Genomic DNA, 18,060 nt, shown 5'->3' with positions numbered 1-18,060 from the left:
CACCAGAAATGCCGCCCCGTCGTTGATCCCGGAAGCATTGCCCGCCGTCACCGAGCCGTCCTTCTTGAATGCCGGCTTCATTTTCGCCAGCGCTTCCAGCGTCGTCGCCCGCGGATGCTCGTCGGTGTCGAACACCACTTCGCCCTTGCGCGTCTTCAGCGTCACCGGCACGATCTGCGACTTGAAACGCCCTTCGGCAATCGCCTTGGCCGCGCGTACCTGCGATTCCAGCGCGAAGGCATCCTGCTCCTCGCGGCTGATGCCCCACTTGGCCGCCTGATTCTCGGCTGTCATACCCATGTGGCCGGCCCCGAACGGGTCGGTCAGCACCGCCACCATCATGTCGACCATCGTCGTGTCGCCCATGCGTGCGCCGCTGCGCATCGCCGTCGACAGGTAGCCGCCGGCCGACATCACTTCGACGCCGCCGCCCAGCCCGATCTCGGCGTCGCCGAGCAGGATGTTCTGCGACACGTTGATGATCGCCTGCATCGCCGAGCCGCACAGCCGGTTACAGGCCATCACCGTCGATTCCATCGCCATGCCGGCGCCGATCGTCACCCGGCGCGGCACGTACGGGAAGCTGAAGCCACAGGGGATGACGTTGCCGACCACGGCGTAGCTCGCCTGTTTCGGATCGACACCGGCCCGCGCGAAGGCTTCCTTCGCCACCAGGCTGCCCAGTTCTTCCGGCGCCAGTCCGCCCAACGATCCGCCAAAACTGCCGACCGGCGACCGGACGGCGCTCAATGCAAATACTTCCTTGCTCATGTCTTTTCCTCGATGATGTTTGCGTTCAGGACAGCTTCATTGCGTGGCAGTCCGGGCTGACGACATAGTCGGCGGCGGTCTTGGCGCGGATCTCGTCGAGGCTTACGCCCGGCGCCGTTTCGGTCAGCACCAGCTGGCCGTCGATGAAACGGAAGAACGCGAGTTCGGTGGCAATGGCCGTCACCTTCCCCGCCGCCGTCAGCGGCAGCTCACAGCGTTTCAGGATCTTCGCCCCGCCGTCCTTCGTCGCGTGTTCCATGGCGACGATCACCTGTTTCGCTCCGGTCACCAGGTCCATCGCGCCGCCCATGCCCGGAATCATCTTGCCCGGCACCATCCAGTTCGCCAGATTCCCCTCCTGGTCGACCTGCAAGCCGCCCAGCACGGTGGCATCGACATGCCCGCCGCGGATGATCGCGAATGACATCGCGCTATCGAAGAAGGCCGTTCCCGGCACCATTCCGCAGGCCTTGCCACCGGCATTGACGAGATCCGGCAGCGGCTCGCCTTCGAGCGGGCCCATGCCGAGAAAGCCGTTCTCCGACTGCAGCGTGATATGCACGTCCGTCGGCAGATAGTCCGGAATCAGCGTCGGCAGCCCGATCCCGAGGTTCACCACGTCACCGTCCTTGAGTTCCTGCGCCACCCGGCTGGCGATCAGTTTCTTTGCATCCATCTCAGCACTCTCCGCTCAAAATCAGGGCATCCACCAGGATGCCCGGCGTCATGACGAGATCCGGATCGATCTCGCCGGGGGCGACGATGCTGTCGGCTTCGACCGCGACAAAATCGGCGGCCAGCGCCATCAAGGGATTGAAATTGCGCGCCGCACGCCGATAAACGAGATTGCCCTTTTCGTCGGCGATATGCGCCTTGAGAATCGCGAGGTCGGCACGCAAGGCACGCTCGACGAGATAGTCGACGCCGTCGAAGCTGAGTTTGGTCTTGCCTTCCTCGACGAGCGTGCCGACGCCGGTCGGTGTCAGCACGCCGCCAAGGCCGGATCCGCCGCAGCGGATGCGTTCGGCCAGGGTGCCCTGCGGCACGAGTTCGACCTCGATCTCGCCGGCGATCATCTGCCGCCCGGTTTCGGCGTTGGTGCCAATATGCGAGGTGATGACCTTCTTGACGCGTTTGGCCGACACCAGGACACCAATGCCGGTGTCTGGCATTGCCGTGTCATTGCCGATGATGGTCAGGTCCTTGATGCCGGCATCGAGAATTTCCTGGATGATTCCTTTGGGGCTTCCCGATCCGAGAAACCCCCCAAACATGATGCTCATGCCATCGTGCAAATGCTTCCTGATGGCTGAGCGCTCGATCTGCTTTTCGGTGTGCATGCTATCGCCCGGATGATTGACTCCAGCGGTATTGCCGGAGCCGTCTTGTTAAGGTGGAGGCGATTATTGCCGGCATGGACGACGCGCGTCGACTGGCAATTATTCATGCGCGGATAACCCGGGGTTATATGATTTCGTGCGAACGGGCCTGCCCCCTTATGTCAGTTCCGTCGTTCGAATAATGCTATGCGAATGAGTTCATTACGACATGGAATGGCGGTATGAAAATATATCCATGTTCAATCGTGCTGCCCGCGGGCAAGATAAATAGTCAGCGTTTCAGGATGTGCGGAGATTTGCCATGTGCATACTCCGCCATTTTGTTTGATGCCACGGTCGCGACGTGTTTCGCGGTTGTTCTTTCATATCCCGAGGGGGCGTGATGTTCGTTTTTGTATTGAATTGCGGCAGTTCATCCTTCAAATACCAGCTGCTCGACATGCGCGACGAGCGTCGCATCGCGGCCGGACTCGTCGAGCGCATCGGCATGTCGGATTCGGTGCTGACCTACGAGCCGGAGAGCCGGGAACGGATCAAGGAGACGTTCGCCATCGCCGATCATGCGGCGGCAATCCGTTGCGTGCTCGACAGACTGGTCGATGTCAATGTTGGCGTCATCAAGTCGCTGGCCGACATTTCGGCCGTCGGCCATCGCGTCGTGCACGGCGGCGAGGACTTTTCCGGGTCGGTGCTGATCGACGATGGCGTCATCGCCGCGCTTGAAAAGAACGTCCCGCTGGCGCCCTTGCATAACCCGCCGAACATCACCGGCATCCGGGCGATGATGAGCGCCTTGCCGGGCGTGCCGAACGTCGGGGTATTCGACACCGCCTTTCACGCGACCATGCCGCCGGAATCATACATGTACGCCGTGCCCTACGACTGGTACACGGCGCATCATGTCCGTCGTTACGGATTTCACGGGACGTCGCACCGCTTCGTTTCGGAGCGTGCAGCCGCGATCCTCGGTATCGCGCCCGAAAAATTCAATTGCATCACCTGTCACATGGGGAACGGCTCGTCGATCACCGCGATCAAGGGCGGCAAGTCATACGATACAAGCATGGGCATGACGCCGCTCGAAGGGATTGCGATGGGGACGCGCAGCGGCGACGTTGACGCCGGAATCATCAAGTTCCTCGGCGACAACACCGGGATGTCCTTCGCCGACATCGACAATGCGCTGAACAAGCAGTCGGGGCTGTACGGCGTTTCGGGCGTGAGTTCGGACATGCGCGACATCGAGAGCGCCGCCCGCGACGGCAACATTCGCGCCCGGCTCGCCATCGACGTGTTGCGCCACCGCGTGCTCAAGTACGTCGGCGCCTATGCGATCCTGCTCGGGCGCGTCGATGCCGTCGTCTTTACCGGCGGCATCGGCGAGAATGCCATCGACTTCCGCGCCTCGGTCATCGAACGCCTGGGCGCGCTGGGCATTGGGCTGGAGCGCAGCGCCAACGACGTGCGCGGCAAGGAGGCCATCGTGTCGACGCCCGATTCGCGGGTCAAGGCGATGATCGTGCCGACCAACGAAGAGCTCGTTATCGCCCGCGATACCCGTGACATTGTCGGCGCAGCCTGATCGCCCGGCGGGGCAGGCCGGTGCGTGAACGGGTATAGTGCCGGTTTCATGCCGGCCGGCACTTCCGTCGCCGGCCGCGCCGCGTCTGCCTTGAGCTTCTCCCATGTTCGCCATCTTCGACATCACCGGTCCCATCTTCATCATCATCTTCGTCGGCTATCTGCTCACGCGGGCGGGGCTGTTCGATCGTTCGGGCATCCAGGCCATCGGCCGTTTCGTCATCAACCTGGCCTTGCCGGCGCTGGTGCTGAAAGCGCTGGCGGCGAACCGGGTTGCCGAGGTAATCAGCGGACAGTACCTTTTTGCCTATGCTTTCGGTTCCTTCGTCGCGCTAGCGATGGGTTATCTGTGGGGCCGCCGCGTCGCCGCCAGGGACCGGTTGCCCAGCACGTTCTACGCGATGGGCGCGTCCTGCGCCAACAGCGGCTTCATCGGCTACCCGATCATCGTGCTGACCTTTCCGGCGATTGCCGGCGCCAGCCTGGCGATGAACATGATGATCGAGAATATCCTGCTGATTCCCGTCGTCATCCTGTTGGCGGAGCGCAGTCGCCTCGGCAAGACCAGCTGGCGCACGGCGAGAACTTTGGCGCGGAAGATCGCGACGACGCCCCTGTTTGTCGCCATCGTCATCGGCGTCGCCATGTCGAGCGTCGATCTCAAGCTGCCGGTCGTCGTCGCCCGGGCGGTCGATATGCTGGCCGCGGCGAGCGGCTCGCTGACGCTGTTCGTGATCGGCGGGACCCTGGCCGGCCTGAAGATCAGCCGGGCTGGCTTCGCCGTCGTGCCGATCGTTGTCATGAAGTTGATGGTGCATCCGCTCGCGACGGTGCTCGGCCTGTTTCTCGCCGCGGCGCTCGGCTTGCCGGCGATCGACCGGGAGTTGCAGATGACGGCGATCCTCGTTTCGGCACTGCCGATGATGAGCATCTACACAACGCTGGCGATGCAGTACGGCCACGAGGATATGTCGGCGCTGGCCTTGCTGGCGGCGACCGTGCTTTCCTTCTTTTCGGTCAGCGGGCTGCTCTGGATTTTCCATTCCATGTAGCCGATCCTGCGCGGCAGATGCCTGCCGCGATCTGCCGGCTGGCAGTGGGTCACCGGCCCGGGCGGGCGCCCGTTACCGACTCTTCATAGCGCTTTCTTTGTCTGTTCCGGGTATTCCACCGGGGAATGGCGTCGTCTACAAACATTCATGAAGCGCCGCCGGATTTCTGTTCAGAATAGCGTCGAACCGCATGCATCAGATGCTCCGAGATATGCCTGATGAATGAAAACGACAGGCGCGCATCCGTTGTCATGCCCGGCAGTGACGCGCCTTCGTCGCTGGCGGAGAGAATAAGAATTATTCATCACAGCGTTTGAGCATCGGAGCGGACAATCATGTGTAAGCAACGCCTCAGAAGTACCTTTGCAGCCCTCGCCATGGCGGTGATGGCGGCTCCCGGCCTGGCACAGGTGGTCGAGTTGAAGATGAGCCACTACCTGCCGTCGGTCAATGTCATCAGTGCCGATTTTCTCGGCGCCTGGGCCGCCGAGGTCGAGAAGCGGGCCGGTGGCAAGGCCAAGATCACGATCTACCCGGCGGGATCGTCGTTCGGGCAAATCGACCGCCAGCTCGATCAGGTGAAGTCCGGTGTCGTCGACATCGCCTTCGGTCTCGTCGGCGTGCCGCGCGACCGGCTGCCGCGCACCGAACTCGTCGAACTTCCCTTCCTTGCGCCGGATCGCAGCACCGCCAACAAAGCGCTGTGGGCGGTGGCGAAGAAGGATCTGGAGAAGGAATATCCCGGCCTCAAGCTGTTGGCGCTGACCGTCGATATGACGTATCTGCATACCAAGGGACGGGCGGTCAAGTCGATCGACGATCTCAAGGGCTTGCGCGTCCGCGCGCCGTCGGTGACGGTCAACAAGATTCTTGCCGACATCGGTTCGGTGCCGGTCAACATGCCGCCGGTGCAGGTCTATGAGAGCCTGGAAAAGGGCGTCATCGACGGCACCGTATTCGCCTGGGATCCGATCGCCTCCTACCGGCTCGCCGAGGTGCTCGACAATCACGTCGACAACGTCGTGTCGGCGGTGTCGTTCTGGTTCGCGATGAATGAGAAGAAGTACAACGCGCTGCCACCGGAAGTGCGTGCCGCGATCGATGCGGTGTCCGGCGACAACCTGATTCCGCGCTTCGACGCCTGGTTCGAGAAGTGGAGCAAGGCCGGCGTCGATGCCGCCAAGGCACGCCGTTCGAGCATCGTCAAGCTGCCCGATGCCGAGGTGGCGCGCTGGAAGAAGAATTCCGAGAAGGTTATCGAGGACCGTCTCGTCGAGCTGGAAGGACGTGGCGTCAAGGATGCTCGCGCCGTCTATCAGGACATGCAGGCCGCCATGCAGGCAGCATCGAAGAAGTAGCCCGGAGGCGAGTCCATGGTGCATCGATTGAATGCCGTGCTGAAACGCCTGAGTTTCGGCGCGGCCAAATTCGCGGCGATCGCCCTGTCGGTGTCGGTCGTCGTCACCGTCGCCGACATCATCCTGCGGCGCACGATCAATCAGCCGATTACCGGCGTTGTCGATCTGACGCAGCTCTCCGTCATGTGGGCGGCATTCCTGTCGATTCCGGCGGCATTTCATCTCGACAATCACATCAGCGTCGTGATGGTGACCAATCGCTTTTCGCCCGAAGCGCGCCGCATCGTCTATGCCGTCGCCGCCGTGTCCGGCGTCGTGCTGCTGACGGCTGCGTCGGGCATGGCCGCGGTCCAGGCCTGGCACGAATACGAACAGGCCGACCGCTCGATGATCCTCGGCATTGCCATGGTCTGGTACTGGCTGCCGGTGGTCGTCGGCTTTGCGCTGTCGGCGCTCTGCGCGCTCGGCAAGGCGCTCGAATACATGACAATGTCGCATGGCATCGTGCTGCAAGGGGTTGAGGGAGCTTGGGATGAGCAATGAACTCTGGGGCGTCGTCGGTTTTGTCGTGACGCTGGCGCTGATCATGTTCCGCATCCCGATCGGCATCGCCATGGCCATCGTCGGTGCAGCCGGCACCTGGCTGCTGGGCGGCTTCGATACCTTCCAGTTCGCGCTGGGCACGGCCCCGTTCAACTCGCTGTTTCCGTACAGCCTGTCGGTGCTGCCACTGTTTATCATGATGGGCGTGGTGGCGGCGTATTCGGGCATGTCGCGCAATCTCTTCCTCGGCGCCAACGCCTTCCTCGGCCATTATCGCGGCGGCCTCGCGGCGGCGACGATCGGTGCGTCGGCGGTGTTCGGTGCGGTCTGCGGTTCAAGTCTCGCGACCGCCGCGACGATGTCGAAAGTGGCGCTGCCCGAGATGAAGAAACTCGGCTATCAGGCCGGTCTCGCGTCGGGCGCCTGCGCTGCCGGCGGTACGCTCGGCATCATGATTCCGCCGAGCATTCCGCTGGCGCTGTATGGACTGCTGACGCAGACGTCGATCGGCTCGCTCTATGCCGCTGCGATCATGCCGGGCATTCTTGGCAGCGTGCTCTACATGCTGTCGATCACCACGGTGACCTGGTTCTATCCGGATATGGCCCCGCGCGGTCAGCGCTTCAGCTGGGCGCAACGTGCGAAAGCGCTGGTCGAGATCTGGGACGTGTTCGCGCTTTTCCTGCTCGTGCTCGGCGGCCTGTTCGTCGGCTGGTTCTCGCCGACCGAGGCGGCGGCCGTTGGTGTCGGCGGCGCCGCCTTCCTGACCATCCTCCGCGGCCGCTTCAGCGCTGAATTCATGCGCAATGCCTTGTGGGAGACGGCCGAGTCGATGGGCTTGATTTTCCTGATCCTGATCGGTGCCGGCATCTTCGGTTTCTTCATCGATCTTTCCGGCATGCCGCAGATGGCGGTCGCCTTCGTGCAAAGTCTGACGATCGGGAAATACTGGGTTCTCGCCGTGATCCTGGTCGGCTATCTCGTGCTCGGTTGCCTGCTCGACAGCCTGTCGATGCTGCTGCTGACGATTTCCTTCGTCTTTCCGGTGGTGCAGAACCTCGGCTTCAATGCCATCTGGTTCGGCATCCTGATGGTGACGGTGATCGAGATCGGCCTGATCCATCCGCCGTTCGGCATGAATCTCTTCGTCGTGCAGGCATCGCAGCGCGGCCTGTCGCTCGGCACCGTGACGATCGGCGTATTGCCTTTCCTGTTCGCCGACTTCATTCGCCTGGCGCTGCTGGTGGCTTTCCCGGCGATCACCTTGAGCTTCGCCGCGCATGTCCAGTAGCGCGGATGAGGATGTCATAGAAACAACAGCAAGGAGTGTGTAATGAAACGGAATCTGTTCGGCATGGCAGTCGGCTTGGTCGTTGCCGCGTCGTTGCTGTCCGCTTGCAGCAAGGACGGCGCCGATGCGAAGTATCCGACCAAACCGATCTCGATGATCATCAACTTCGGCAGCGGCGGGCCGACCGATCTCAGCGCACGGGCCTTGGCCAAGGCGGCCGAGAAGCATCTCGGCGTGCCGGTCGTGGTGGTGAACAAGCCGGGTGGAAACGGTGTGACCGGCGTCTCCGAACTCAAGAATGCGCCCAAGGACGGCCAGACCATCGGCATTCTTTCCTTCGCGTCGGTGGCGATCATCCCGAACCAGATCAAGGCGCCCTACACGCCCGACGATTTCGAGGGCATCATCGCCTACGGTGAATATCAGTATTGCATCGCCGTAAAGGGTGACTCGCCGTATCGCACGGTGGCCGATCTGTCGGCGGCGGCGAAGAAGAAGGACGGCGGCTTCTCGTTCAGCGCCTCGGGCTATCCCCAGCCCTTCGCCATGGTCAAGGTCGGCGAGAAGGACGGCAGCAAGTTCCGCTATGTCAATTTCAAGTCCGGGATGGAAGCGGTGATGGCGGTCGTCGGCGGCCACGTCGATGCGAGCGTCGCGATCGTTTCGGATGTGCTGCCGTTCCTCAAGTCCGGCGAGGTCAGGATCCTAGCGTCGGCCGGCAATTCCCGCATGCCGCAGGCGCCCGAGGTGCCGACGCTGAAGGAGCAGGGCTATGACGTCGCGCTGGTCTCGTGGTTTGGCGTCGGCGCGCCAAAGGGGGTTGCGGCGAACCAGCTCGAGGTGTTGCGCAGCGCCTTCCTCAAGGCGACGGACGACCCGGAGTACCAGAACACGATGAAGACGCTGAGCCTCCCGAGCATGAAGACATCGGGGCCGGAGTTCATGAAGACGCTGACCGACGGCTACAAGGAAATCGGCGTTTACTTCGAGCAGATCGGCAATAAGTAACTGCATGTCATCGTCGCTGGCGGCGCCTCGTGGGCGCCGGAGCGATCCGGGTCGATATGACCGACGCGTGTGAGGGATTGGCATCATGGGACTTCTGGCCGGCATCATTCCGCTCTTGCTTGGCATCCTTGCCTGCATCGGCGCCGTTCAGCTCGATATCGGGCGCTTGAGCCAGCCGGGCGCGGGGCTTTGGCCGTTCATTCTCAGCATTGCCCTGATCGTCTGCGCGCTGCTGCTCTTCGTGAAGGACGTGCGCCCGCTCAATTACGATCGATTTTCGGCGCAATCGAAACGCGTGGTGGCGAGTGCGCTGGCGATCGCCGTCTTCGTCCTTGTCTTCCAGTCGCTCGGGCTGGTGCCGGCGGTCGTCGGGCTGCTGCTGTTCCAGTTGAAGCAGGTCGGCGGCGAAAGCTGGAAAAGCGCCGTCGCGGTCACGGCCGGGATGAGCGCGCTCGTCTATGGCCTCTTTTCGCTGTGGCTGAAGATTCCGTTTCCCGGCCTCATTTCCTAGAAGGAGCTACGGCGCATGTTCGACTCGATGATGCTGGGATTCAATGTCGCGCTGACGATCAGCAATATTCTCTACTGCGCGATGGGCGTGACTCTGGGCACGGTGATCGGCGTGTTGCCGGGGCTCGGACCGGTGGCCACCATCTCGCTGCTGCTGCCGCTCACCTACAGCATCCCGATCGAATCGTCGATCATCCTGCTCTCCGGGATTTATTACGGTGCCATGTATGGCGGTTCGATCACCTCGATCCTGGTCAACCTGCCGGGCGAGGCGGCCTCGGTCGTCACCTGTCTCGACGGTTATCAGATGGCGCGGAAAGGGCGGGCCGGGGCAGCACTCGGAATCGCCGCGATCGGTTCCTTCGTCGCCGGGACGGTCGCGATCATCGGCCTGAACCTGTTCGCGCCGACCGTCTCCCGGCTGGCGATCAAATTCGGTCCGCCCGAATATGCCACCTTGATGGTCATGGGGCTGACCTTCATCACCTACCTGTCGACACAGTCGCCCCTCAAGTGCATCGTTTCGGCGCTCGTCGGCCTGCTCCTGGCCTGCATCGGCTCCGATCCGGAATTCGGCGTGCAGCGGCTGACCTTCGGGTCGGTCTCCTTGCTGAGCGGTCTCGATTTCGCCGTCATCGCCATGGGTCTGTTCGGCGTCGGTGAAATCTTCCATAGCCTCGAATCGTCCGAGGAGACCAAGATCGTCACCGACCGGATCAGCCAGATCTGGCCGACGCGCGACGATCTCGCGCGCTCGTCGATGCCGATCGCCCGCGGCTCGGTCCTTGGCTTCCTGGTCGGCTTGCTGCCCGGCGGCGGCGCCGTGATCGCCTCGCTGCTGTCGTATGCGCTGGAAAAGCGTCTGTCGCGCGAGCCGGAACGGTTCGGGGCCGGCGCCATCGAGGGCGTGGCCGGGCCGGAATCGGCTAACAACGCGGCCGCCGGCGCGGCCTTCATTCCCTTGCTGACGCTCGGTCTGCCGTCGAATGCGGTGATGGCGCTGATTTTCGGCGCGCTGATGATCCATGGCATCACGCCGGGCCCCTTCCTGATTCGCGAGCAGCCGCAGTTGTTCTGGGGCGTCGTCGTGTCGATGTACATCGGCAATGTCCTGCTGCTGATCCTCAACCTGCCGATGGTTGGCGTCTTCGTCAAGCTGCTCAGGGTGCGTCTGTCGATCCTGGCCGCCTGCGTCCTGATCGTGACGATGATCGGCGTGTATAGCATCAGCAACAATGTCGTCGACATGTGGTTCCTGCTGTGTTTCGGGCTGCTCGGCTATCTGATGCGCAAGTTCGCCTTCGAGCCGGGCCCGCTGGTGCTCGCCTTCGTCCTCGGGCCGATCATGGAAACCGCCTTTCGCCAGTCGCTCATCATTTCGGGCGGCGACGTCGGCATTTTCGTTTCGCGGCCGATTGCGCTATCGTTCCTCATCGTCGCAGTGCTCTTGGTGCTGACGCAGATCGTCGGCCGGCGGCGCGAGCCGGCAAGTGCCTGAGGGCGAGCGTTGGCAACAAGCCTTGGCGGCAAGCGTTGGCAACAAGCGTTGGCAAAGTCTGCCGCACAATTCAACCGGGGAAATGATGACGCCTGCTGATATCTTGCCGTCTTCGCGGCAAATGACAATGACCTTGCTGATGACGCCGGACATGGCCAATTTCTCCGGCAATGTGCACGGCGGCATCGTGCTCAAGTTGCTCGACCAGGTCGCCTATGCCTGTGCCAGTCGCTATGCCGGAAAGTACGTCGTCACGCTGTCGGTCGATCAGGTGATGTTCCGCCAGCCGATCTATGTCGGCGAGATCGTCACCTTTCTCGCTTCGGTCAATTATGTCGGACGCACCTCGATGGAGGTCGGCGTCAAGGTGATCGCCGAGAGCATCCGCACGCAGGTGGTGCGTCACGCCAACAGCTGCTTCTTCACGATGGTCGCCGTCGATGACGATGGCAAGCCGTGCGACGTGCCGCCGTTCTCACCGGTGACGCCGGACGAGCAGCGTCGCTATGCGGCCGCCAAGATCCGGCGTGAACTCCGGCAGGAATTCGAGCAGCGCAGCCAGGCGCTGCGGGTGCGTTGAAGCGCGCCGTTGTCGAATGCGTTTTACAGCGCGTCCGACTCGGTCTCCTTGAGGTGTTGACGCAGCGCCTGCACCAATGAGGTGACGGGCGCCGACTGGGTCGACCCGCGCCGATAGACGGCGCCGACGGCGAAGCGCCAGAACGAGTCGGGCAGGTTGATGCGCTTGATGCCGTAGCGTTCGCTGCGGCGCAGGATCGGCGCCGAAAAGCTCGCCAGGAAATCGCCGAGCGAGAGCAGCGAGAGCAGCAGTTCGAGCGAGCTGCTTTCGACGGCAAGCCCCGGCGACTGGATGCCGTGCGACGCGAAAAACTTGTCCATGCGGGAAATGCCGGCGTAGTCGTCGGCGAAACCGACGAAGGGATGGTCGAGCAGGTCGGAGGGCGAAACGTACTCGAGCTGGGTGAGCGGATGACTCTCGTGTCCGACGATGACATGCTCGGTGTCGATGATGTGGTCCTTGACCAGGTCAGGATGGTCGGGGAAGTCGAGCGACGCGATGACGACGTCAAGCTCGCCCTTGAGCAGGCGCGGCAGCAGCGTGTCGAGCACGCCGGAAATGACCTTGACGTGGGTCTTCGGGTGGTTGCGCATGATGTCGGCAACCACGCGCGGGAACGCATGCACCGACCACATCGGGCCGATGCCGATGATCAGCGAGCCGTAACCGCCTTCGCGCATGAGCTGCAGTTCGCTTCTGGCGCCGAGCGATTCGAGGTGGATCTGGCGGGCGCGGCGGCCGAGCGAGATGCCATAGGTGGTCGGCACCATGCCCGACGGCGTGCGCTGGAAGAGGGGCACACCGAGTTCGTCCTCGAGGCGCTTGAGGCTCTTCGACAAGGCGGGCTGGGTGACGCACAGCTCGTCGGCGGCGGTGGTCAGTTTGCGGTGCTCGAGTACGGACAGGAAGCAACGCAACAGGTTGGAGTCGAGCATTTCTCTCACGAAATCTTCCTATCGCCAAATACTGAATTTGAATGACCTGCGCGCTTCCCGCGGGGCTTCCGGCGTGCGGCCAGGATCGCTAGCGTCGGGGAATCGGCATGTGCTGGCCGGATTGTAACCACTCGGCGAGGCGCTGTACAACCCGCAGCAAAATTGCCTCGCCGGCGTCGGATGCTTGTCTCGAAAGCCGCTTCCAGTAAGGGATTCGACGGTATTACCAGGAGGAATCCCGGCATAACAATTCGCCAATCGACTTGGGGTTTGAATGTCTCCATAGTCTAGCCCGTGAATTGAATCGATGTCATATCGCCTGTTAAGTACGTTGGCATTTTGCCGGGAGTGTCGCGCCGATCGCGCCGATCGCAGCGATCCAAAGCGGCAAACGAAGCGCGGTGGATATCGGTATTTCGGGGTCATTGGCCGGTTTTCGAGTTCAGGAAGGAGCGACATTTTGAAAGTCATCAAGGCGGGCGAGGGCAGCGTCTATGACGCGCCCAATCATTTCAACATGTGGGGCATCCGCAAGTTCGGGCCGCCGGATGGCGCCAAGGCGGTGAACGTCTCGATTTCGGAGTTCATGCCGAATGGCGGCGCAACGCTGACGGCCTCCGACAAGGAACGCATCTACTGCGTCATTCGCGGCTGCATATCGGTTGCCGAGGAGAACGGCGTCGAGCATGTGCTTGATGCCGACGACATGATCTATATCCCGCCGGGCGAAAAGCGCGCCGTCAGCGTCAATGGCAACGTCGCGGCGCGGGTGCTCGTCATCGTTGCAAATTGCTAATCAGGAAAGCGACCCAGCATTATGGAAATCAAGGATGTGAAGAAAATCGCGTTGTTCGGAGCCGGCACCATGGGCCCCGGCATCGCGCAGGTATTTGCCGTTGCCGGCTATGAAGTGGCGATGTATTCGCGCAAGCAGGAGACGATCGCGTCGGGCATGTCGGTCATCCGCGCCAACATGGAAACCTTCATCAAGCGCAATCTGCTGACCCGCGAAGCGGCCGACAAGGCGCTGCAGAAGATCGTCCCGACGACGTCGATCGAGGACGCCGCCAAGGAAGCCGATCTCGTCATCGAGAGTATCGTCGAGAAGAAGGACGCCAAGAAGGCGCTCTACGACCAGCTCGACCTGCTCTGCCCGGAACGCACCATTTTTACGAGCAACACCTCGGCGCTCAATATCTATGACGTCGTTCCCGAGCGCCGCTTGCCGACCACGGTCATCGCCCACTGGTTCGCGCCGCCGCACATCATTCCGCTGGTCGAGGTCGTGCTCGGCGCGAAGACGAGTCCGGCCACCGTCGAACTCACCGTCGCGCTGCTCAAGCATGTCGATCGCGTGCCGGTGGTGATGGAGAAATTCGTTCCGGGTTTCTGCATCAACCGCATCCTGCGCGTGCTCGGTCGCGAAATCTTCTTCCTGCTCGACAACGGTTACATGACCGCCGAGCAGCTCGACCTCGCCGTCAAGGCCAGCATCATTCCGCGCGCCATGGTGCTCGGACTGGTGCAGCGCTACGACTTCACCGGGCTCGACATCAGCGCCAAGAACCTTGAGAACAAGGAATTCATCGATCCGCCCAACGACAACGCGCCGAAGAGCCTGTTCGACCTCGTCAACCGTGGCGATCTCGGCGTGAAAACCGGCAAGGGCTTCTTCGACTATACCGACCGGCCGATCGAACAGGTGCTGGCGGAGCGCGACGAGGCAATGCTGGATGTATTCGGTGCGGTCAAGCATTTGATCTACAAGAAGATCTAGTGCGGCGCGCAATTTAACGATAAGACGAGGGGAAAAAGAAAATGACGGATATGTTCTCGTTGGCTGGCAAAAACGCCGTAGTCATCGGCGGCGCCGGTGGCATCGGCCAGGCGATCGCGCAGGGGTTGGCGCAATCCGGGGCGCGGGTGGCGATCGCCAGCCGCAATGTCGAATCGCTGCAGCGCGCGGTCGATGAAATCAAGGCGGCGAGCGGCATGGAGGTGGCGTACTACACGGTGGATGCGGGTGACGAAGAAAGCATCAAGGCGCTGGTGGACAAGATGGAGCAGGAGGTTGGGCGCATCGACATCCTCGTCAATGCTCAAGGCATCAACAAGAAGTTCAATGCCGAAGAGTTTCCGATGGATGCCTTCAAGCAGCTGTTCGACATCAACGTCGCCGGCGTGATGATGTGCTGCAAGCATTTCGGCAAGCACATGATCAAGAACGGCTACGGCAAGATCGTCAACGTTTCTTCGGTGCGCGGCAAGATCGCGACGGCGGCGCCGGGCAATGCCGGCTATTGCGGCACCAAGGGCGCGCTCGACATGCTGACGCGGCAACTGGCCTCGGAATTCGGCAAGTACAACATCACCGTCAATGGCATCGGCCCGACCCTGACCGAGACGCCGATGATGACCGAGATCCTCAACGGTCGCGGCCCGAATGCACGCAAGGAAATCGCCGACAAGCATCCGATGAAGCGCATGGGACTTCCCGGCGACTGCGTCGGTCCGGCGATCTTCCTCAGTTCGGAAGCGTCGTGCTTCGTCACCGGCAACATCATTTATCCGGACGGCGGCCTGACCGCCGTCGGCTAGCCGCCGATCTTCAGTCCGCGCGCGCCGGCATGTGTCGGCGCGTTTCCGGACGACGACGGTGTATGACATTCGGAAGTATTCAAGTGGAGGTCGTATTGTGCAGGACGTTGTAATCGTCAGCGCCGTGAGAACGGCAATCGGTAAGATGGGCGGGTCGCTCAAGGGCGTGCAGCCCGAGGACTTGGCGACGCTTGTCATCGACGAGGCAGTCAAGCGGGCCGGGATCGATCCGGCCCGGGTCGATGAAGTGATTTTCGGACAGGCGAAGCAGAGCACCGATGCGCCGAATCTCGCCCGGGTTGCCGCCCTGCGCGCCAACATTCCGCTCGAGGTGCCGGCATATACCGTGATGCGCCAGTGCGGGTCCGGCTTGCAGGCGGTGAATAATGGCGCCGAAGCGATCATGTGCGGTCGTGCCGACGTCATCGTCGCCGGCGGTACCGAGAGCATGAGCAATGCGCCGTACTATTTGCGCAATGCCCGTTACGGCTATGACGCCGGCAATGGCCTGCTGATCGATTCGAATACCGAGAGCCAGCCGCGCTCGCAGCCGATCGAGACCTACGGCAATCTGACCATGGGCATGACGGCGGAAAATCTCGCCGAGCGTTATGGCATCTCGCGCGAGGAGCAGGATCGTTTCGCGCTGACGAGCCAGGAACGTGCCGCGGCGGCGATTCGCGACGGGCGTTTCGTCGACGAGATCGTCCCGGTGCTGTTGCCGCAGCGCAAGGGCGATCCGCTGCGCTTCGAGGTCGATGAATTTCCGCGCCTGAGCTCGCTCGAGCAGTTGGCCAAGCTCGCCCCGGTGTTCAAGAAGGGCGGCTCGGTGACAGCCGGCAATTCGTCCGGGCGCAACGACGGCGCCGCCTGCCTGATCGTCATGTCGGCGGCCGAGGCGCAACGGCAGGGGCTGAGTCCCATCGCCGTGCTGCGCGCGCACGCGTCGGCCGGGGTGTCGCCGGAGGTCATGGGCATCGGCCCGGCGCCGGCGCTGCGCAAGGCCTTGAAGATCGCCGGCCTTGGGGTCGGCGACCTCGGCCTGATCGAGCTCAATGAAGCCTTTGCCGCCCAGAGCCTGGCGGTGATGAAGGAGCTCGATCTCGTGCCGCAGATTGTGAACGTCAATGGCGGCGCGATTGCGCTCGGCCATCCGCTCGGTTGTTCCGGCGCCCGCATCCTCACCACCTTGCTGCACGAGATGAAGCGCCGCCGCGTCAAGTACGGCGCGGCGACCTTGTGTATCGCCGGCGGCCAGGGGATTGCCAGCGTCGTCGAGTTGCTCTGAGTTTTTCCGTGTTCATGCCTTGCCGTTTTCATCGATTCGCACTTAAGGAAAGCACACCATGTCATTCGTGACCGATCCCTATTCGAGCTTGCAATTTGTCGAGCTCAGCCATGTGTGGGGGCATGGCGTTCCCTCGTATCCCGGCCAGGCCGATGTGAAGATGCACCGTGCCGTCAAGTTTGCCGAGCACGGCGTGCTCGCCTGGCGCTGCAATACGGTGCTGCATACGGGCACCCACATGAATGCGCCGATCAACATGGTGCAGCGCGGTGCCGATCTGGCCGACATTCCGGTCGACCGTTTCTTCGGCAACGGCGTCGTGCTCGACATTCCCAAGGGCGCCTACGAGGTCATTACCGCCGCGGATCTGGAAAAAGCCACGCCGGCTGTGCGCGAGGGCGATGTTGTCGTCATCGTCACCGGCTGGCACAAGTTCTACTCCGATTCGCTCGAGTATTTCGGCCAGTCGCCGGGCCTCTCCAAGGATGCCGCCGAGTGGCTGGTGGCGAAGAAGGTCCGGATGGTCGCGGTCGATACGCAGCAGGTCGACCACCCGCTGGCGACCTCGCTCGGCCCGCATCGCGGCGGCCCGACGATGAAGCGCCTGGCGCGCGAATACCAGCACGCGACCGGGCTCGATCCGAAGCAGGAACACGGCGAGTGGTACATCGCGCACAAGACGCTGGCGAGTGCCGGCATCCCGACCATCGAACAGGTCGGCGGCGATGTCAATGTCCTGCTCGGCAAGCGTGCGACCTTTGTCGCCGCGCCGTGGAAGCTGCAAAAGGGCGATGCCTGCCCGGTCCGCTTCGTCGCGATGATCGATCCGAGCGGTCAGTGCCGGATCGGTTCCGGCAACAACTAACTCAAGCGCAAAGAGAACATCATGGGCCTCAAGATTTATAACCTGAGTCACACCTTCCATCAGTTCATGCCGGAATGGCCGTCCACACCGAGCGTGAACCTGACCGTCAACAAGTTCCACGCCAAGGACGGCGTCTACGAGATCAACTGGGAAGGCATCATGCACCGCGGCACGCACATGGATGCGCCGCTGCACGTGACCGCCAACACCCCCGACATCATGGCGTATCCGCTCTGGCGGCTCTGCGGCAGCGGTGTCGTCGTCTCGATCCCGAAGGGCAAGTGGGGCGTGATCACGCCGGAAGACCTCGAGAAGGCCACGCCGGAAATCCGCGAGGGTGACGTCGTCATGATCAACACCGGCTTCCATCACAAGTGGGCCGACACCGACGAGTACTTCGCCTATGGCTGCGGCATCAACGGTGCCGGCGCCAAGTGGCTGGTGCAGAAGAAGGTGAAGATGGTCGGCTACGGCTGCCAGGCGAACGACCATCCGATCGCCACCAAGCTCGTTGATCACGGCCTCGGCCCGTCGCAGCCGCATCTGATCGAGGAGTACAAGAAGGAAACCGGACGCGATCCGAAAGAGGACTTCCCGCTCTGGGAGGATGCGCACAAGAACCTGATGGTCGGTGGCGGCATTCCCGGCATCGAGAACGTCGGCGGCGATCTCGACGAGGTCACCGGCAAGCGCTGCTTCTTCGTTGCGCTGCCGTGGCGCTGGAAGGGCGGCGAAGGCTGCGGCGTCCGCATCCTGGCGATCGTCGATCCGGAAGGCACGTTCCGCTTCGAAACGGGGCAGTAAGCCGCGCTTTCGGTTGTTGCATGCTTTTTATTTACACA

Annotated in this window: 19 protein-coding genes; 15 read left to right on the top strand and 4 right to left on the bottom strand. The window is 62.4% G+C overall.

What is annotated here, in order from left to right; translation table 11 throughout:
- The 3 genes from BLR25_RS16790 to atoD form a co-directional block, all read right to left on the bottom strand.
- On the bottom strand, positions 1–771 hold a 771-nt coding region (locus BLR25_RS16790), incomplete at its 3' end, for a thiolase family protein (RefSeq protein WP_091939213.1).
- Between the two features lie 25 nt (positions 772–796).
- Positions 797–1,447 carry a 3-oxoacid CoA-transferase subunit B gene (locus BLR25_RS16785; protein WP_091939212.1) on the bottom strand — a complete coding sequence of 217 codons (651 nt, stop codon included), beginning with the start codon at positions 1,445–1,447 and terminating at the stop codon, positions 797–799.
- Between the two features lies 1 nt (position 1,448).
- Entirely contained in the window at positions 1,449–2,111 is a 663-nt protein-coding gene (gene atoD, locus BLR25_RS16780; RefSeq protein WP_091939210.1) for an acetate CoA-transferase subunit alpha, read from the bottom strand.
- A 382-nt stretch (positions 2,112–2,493) separates the two neighbouring features.
- On the opposite strand from atoD, the gene BLR25_RS16775 reads away from it, so the two are divergent.
- The 9 genes from BLR25_RS16775 to BLR25_RS16735 all read left to right on the top strand — a co-directional run bounded on the left by BLR25_RS16775 (position 2,494) and on the right by BLR25_RS16735 (position 11,532).
- Entirely contained in the window at positions 2,494–3,693 is a 1,200-nt protein-coding gene (locus tag BLR25_RS16775; RefSeq protein WP_091939208.1) for an acetate/propionate family kinase, read from the top strand.
- 103 nt (positions 3,694–3,796) lie between these two features.
- Positions 3,797–4,744, top strand: coding sequence for an AEC family transporter (locus BLR25_RS16770; RefSeq protein WP_091939207.1), 948 nt, complete (start codon positions 3,797–3,799; stop codon positions 4,742–4,744).
- A gap of 335 nt (positions 4,745–5,079) precedes the next feature.
- Complete coding sequence (locus BLR25_RS16765; protein ID WP_091939205.1) at positions 5,080–6,102, top strand: TRAP transporter substrate-binding protein; 1,023 nt, start codon at positions 5,080–5,082, stop codon at positions 6,100–6,102.
- A gap of 15 nt (positions 6,103–6,117) precedes the next feature.
- Positions 6,118–6,645 (top strand): TRAP transporter small permease, encoded by a 528-nt coding sequence (locus BLR25_RS16760; protein ID WP_091939203.1) that lies wholly within the window; start codon positions 6,118–6,120, stop codon positions 6,643–6,645.
- Complete coding sequence (locus tag BLR25_RS16755) at positions 6,635–7,936, top strand: TRAP transporter large permease (RefSeq protein WP_091939201.1); 1,302 nt, start codon at positions 6,635–6,637, stop codon at positions 7,934–7,936. The genes BLR25_RS16760 and BLR25_RS16755 overlap by 11 nt, the downstream gene beginning before the upstream one ends.
- Positions 7,937–7,978: 42 nt before the next feature.
- The gene (locus tag BLR25_RS16750) at positions 7,979–8,944 is read left to right on the top strand and encodes a tripartite tricarboxylate transporter substrate binding protein (protein WP_091939199.1); all 966 of its coding nucleotides are present in this window, start codon (positions 7,979–7,981) and stop codon (positions 8,942–8,944) included.
- Between the two features lie 85 nt (positions 8,945–9,029).
- Positions 9,030–9,455: a tripartite tricarboxylate transporter TctB family protein gene (locus BLR25_RS16745; RefSeq protein ID WP_091939198.1), complete on the top strand. Its 426-nt coding sequence runs from the start codon at positions 9,030–9,032 to the stop codon at positions 9,453–9,455.
- 15 nt (positions 9,456–9,470) lie between these two features.
- Entirely contained in the window at positions 9,471–10,952 is a 1,482-nt protein-coding gene (locus BLR25_RS16740) for a tripartite tricarboxylate transporter permease (RefSeq protein WP_091939197.1), read from the top strand.
- A 127-nt stretch (positions 10,953–11,079) separates the two neighbouring features.
- Entirely contained in the window at positions 11,080–11,532 is a 453-nt protein-coding gene (locus tag BLR25_RS16735; protein WP_091939195.1) for an acyl-CoA thioesterase, read from the top strand.
- A 23-nt stretch (positions 11,533–11,555) separates the two neighbouring features.
- Here BLR25_RS16735 and BLR25_RS16730 read toward each other — a convergent pair whose 3' ends face one another.
- The gene (locus tag BLR25_RS16730) at positions 11,556–12,467 is read right to left on the bottom strand and encodes a LysR family transcriptional regulator (protein ID WP_091939193.1); all 912 of its coding nucleotides are present in this window, start codon (positions 12,465–12,467) and stop codon (positions 11,556–11,558) included.
- Between the two features lie 460 nt (positions 12,468–12,927).
- Between BLR25_RS16730 and BLR25_RS16725 the strand changes: the two genes are divergently transcribed.
- The 6 genes from BLR25_RS16725 (at position 12,928) to BLR25_RS16700 (ending at position 18,022) form a co-directional block, all read left to right on the top strand.
- A complete protein-coding gene (locus BLR25_RS16725) occupies positions 12,928–13,263 on the top strand; it encodes a cupin domain-containing protein (protein WP_091939192.1) in 336 nt (111 codons plus the stop codon).
- 21 nt (positions 13,264–13,284) lie between these two features.
- A complete protein-coding gene (locus BLR25_RS16720) occupies positions 13,285–14,244 on the top strand; it encodes a 3-hydroxyacyl-CoA dehydrogenase family protein (protein ID WP_091939190.1) in 960 nt (319 codons plus the stop codon).
- 41 nt (positions 14,245–14,285) lie between these two features.
- Positions 14,286–15,065 carry an SDR family NAD(P)-dependent oxidoreductase gene (locus tag BLR25_RS16715; protein ID WP_091939188.1) on the top strand — a complete coding sequence of 260 codons (780 nt, stop codon included), beginning with the start codon at positions 14,286–14,288 and terminating at the stop codon, positions 15,063–15,065.
- Positions 15,066–15,162: 97 nt separating this feature from the next.
- A complete protein-coding gene (locus BLR25_RS16710; RefSeq protein ID WP_091939186.1) occupies positions 15,163–16,353 on the top strand; it encodes a thiolase family protein in 1,191 nt (396 codons plus the stop codon).
- 58 nt (positions 16,354–16,411) lie between these two features.
- On the top strand, positions 16,412–17,218 hold the full coding sequence (locus tag BLR25_RS16705; RefSeq protein WP_091939184.1) for a cyclase family protein: 807 nt from the start codon (positions 16,412–16,414) through the stop codon (positions 17,216–17,218).
- A 21-nt stretch (positions 17,219–17,239) separates the two neighbouring features.
- On the top strand, positions 17,240–18,022 hold the full coding sequence (locus tag BLR25_RS16700; RefSeq protein WP_091939182.1) for a cyclase family protein: 783 nt from the start codon (positions 17,240–17,242) through the stop codon (positions 18,020–18,022).
- The last annotated feature ends 38 nt before the right edge of the window (positions 18,023–18,060 follow it).

Origin of the sequence: Propionivibrio dicarboxylicus, from assembly GCF_900099695.1 — a bacterium.
Lineage (GTDB): Bacteria > Pseudomonadota > Gammaproteobacteria > Burkholderiales > Rhodocyclaceae > Propionivibrio > Propionivibrio dicarboxylicus.
The sequence above is the reverse complement of the archived record's forward strand: the minus strand, read 5'-3'. Positions and strand labels throughout refer to the sequence as shown.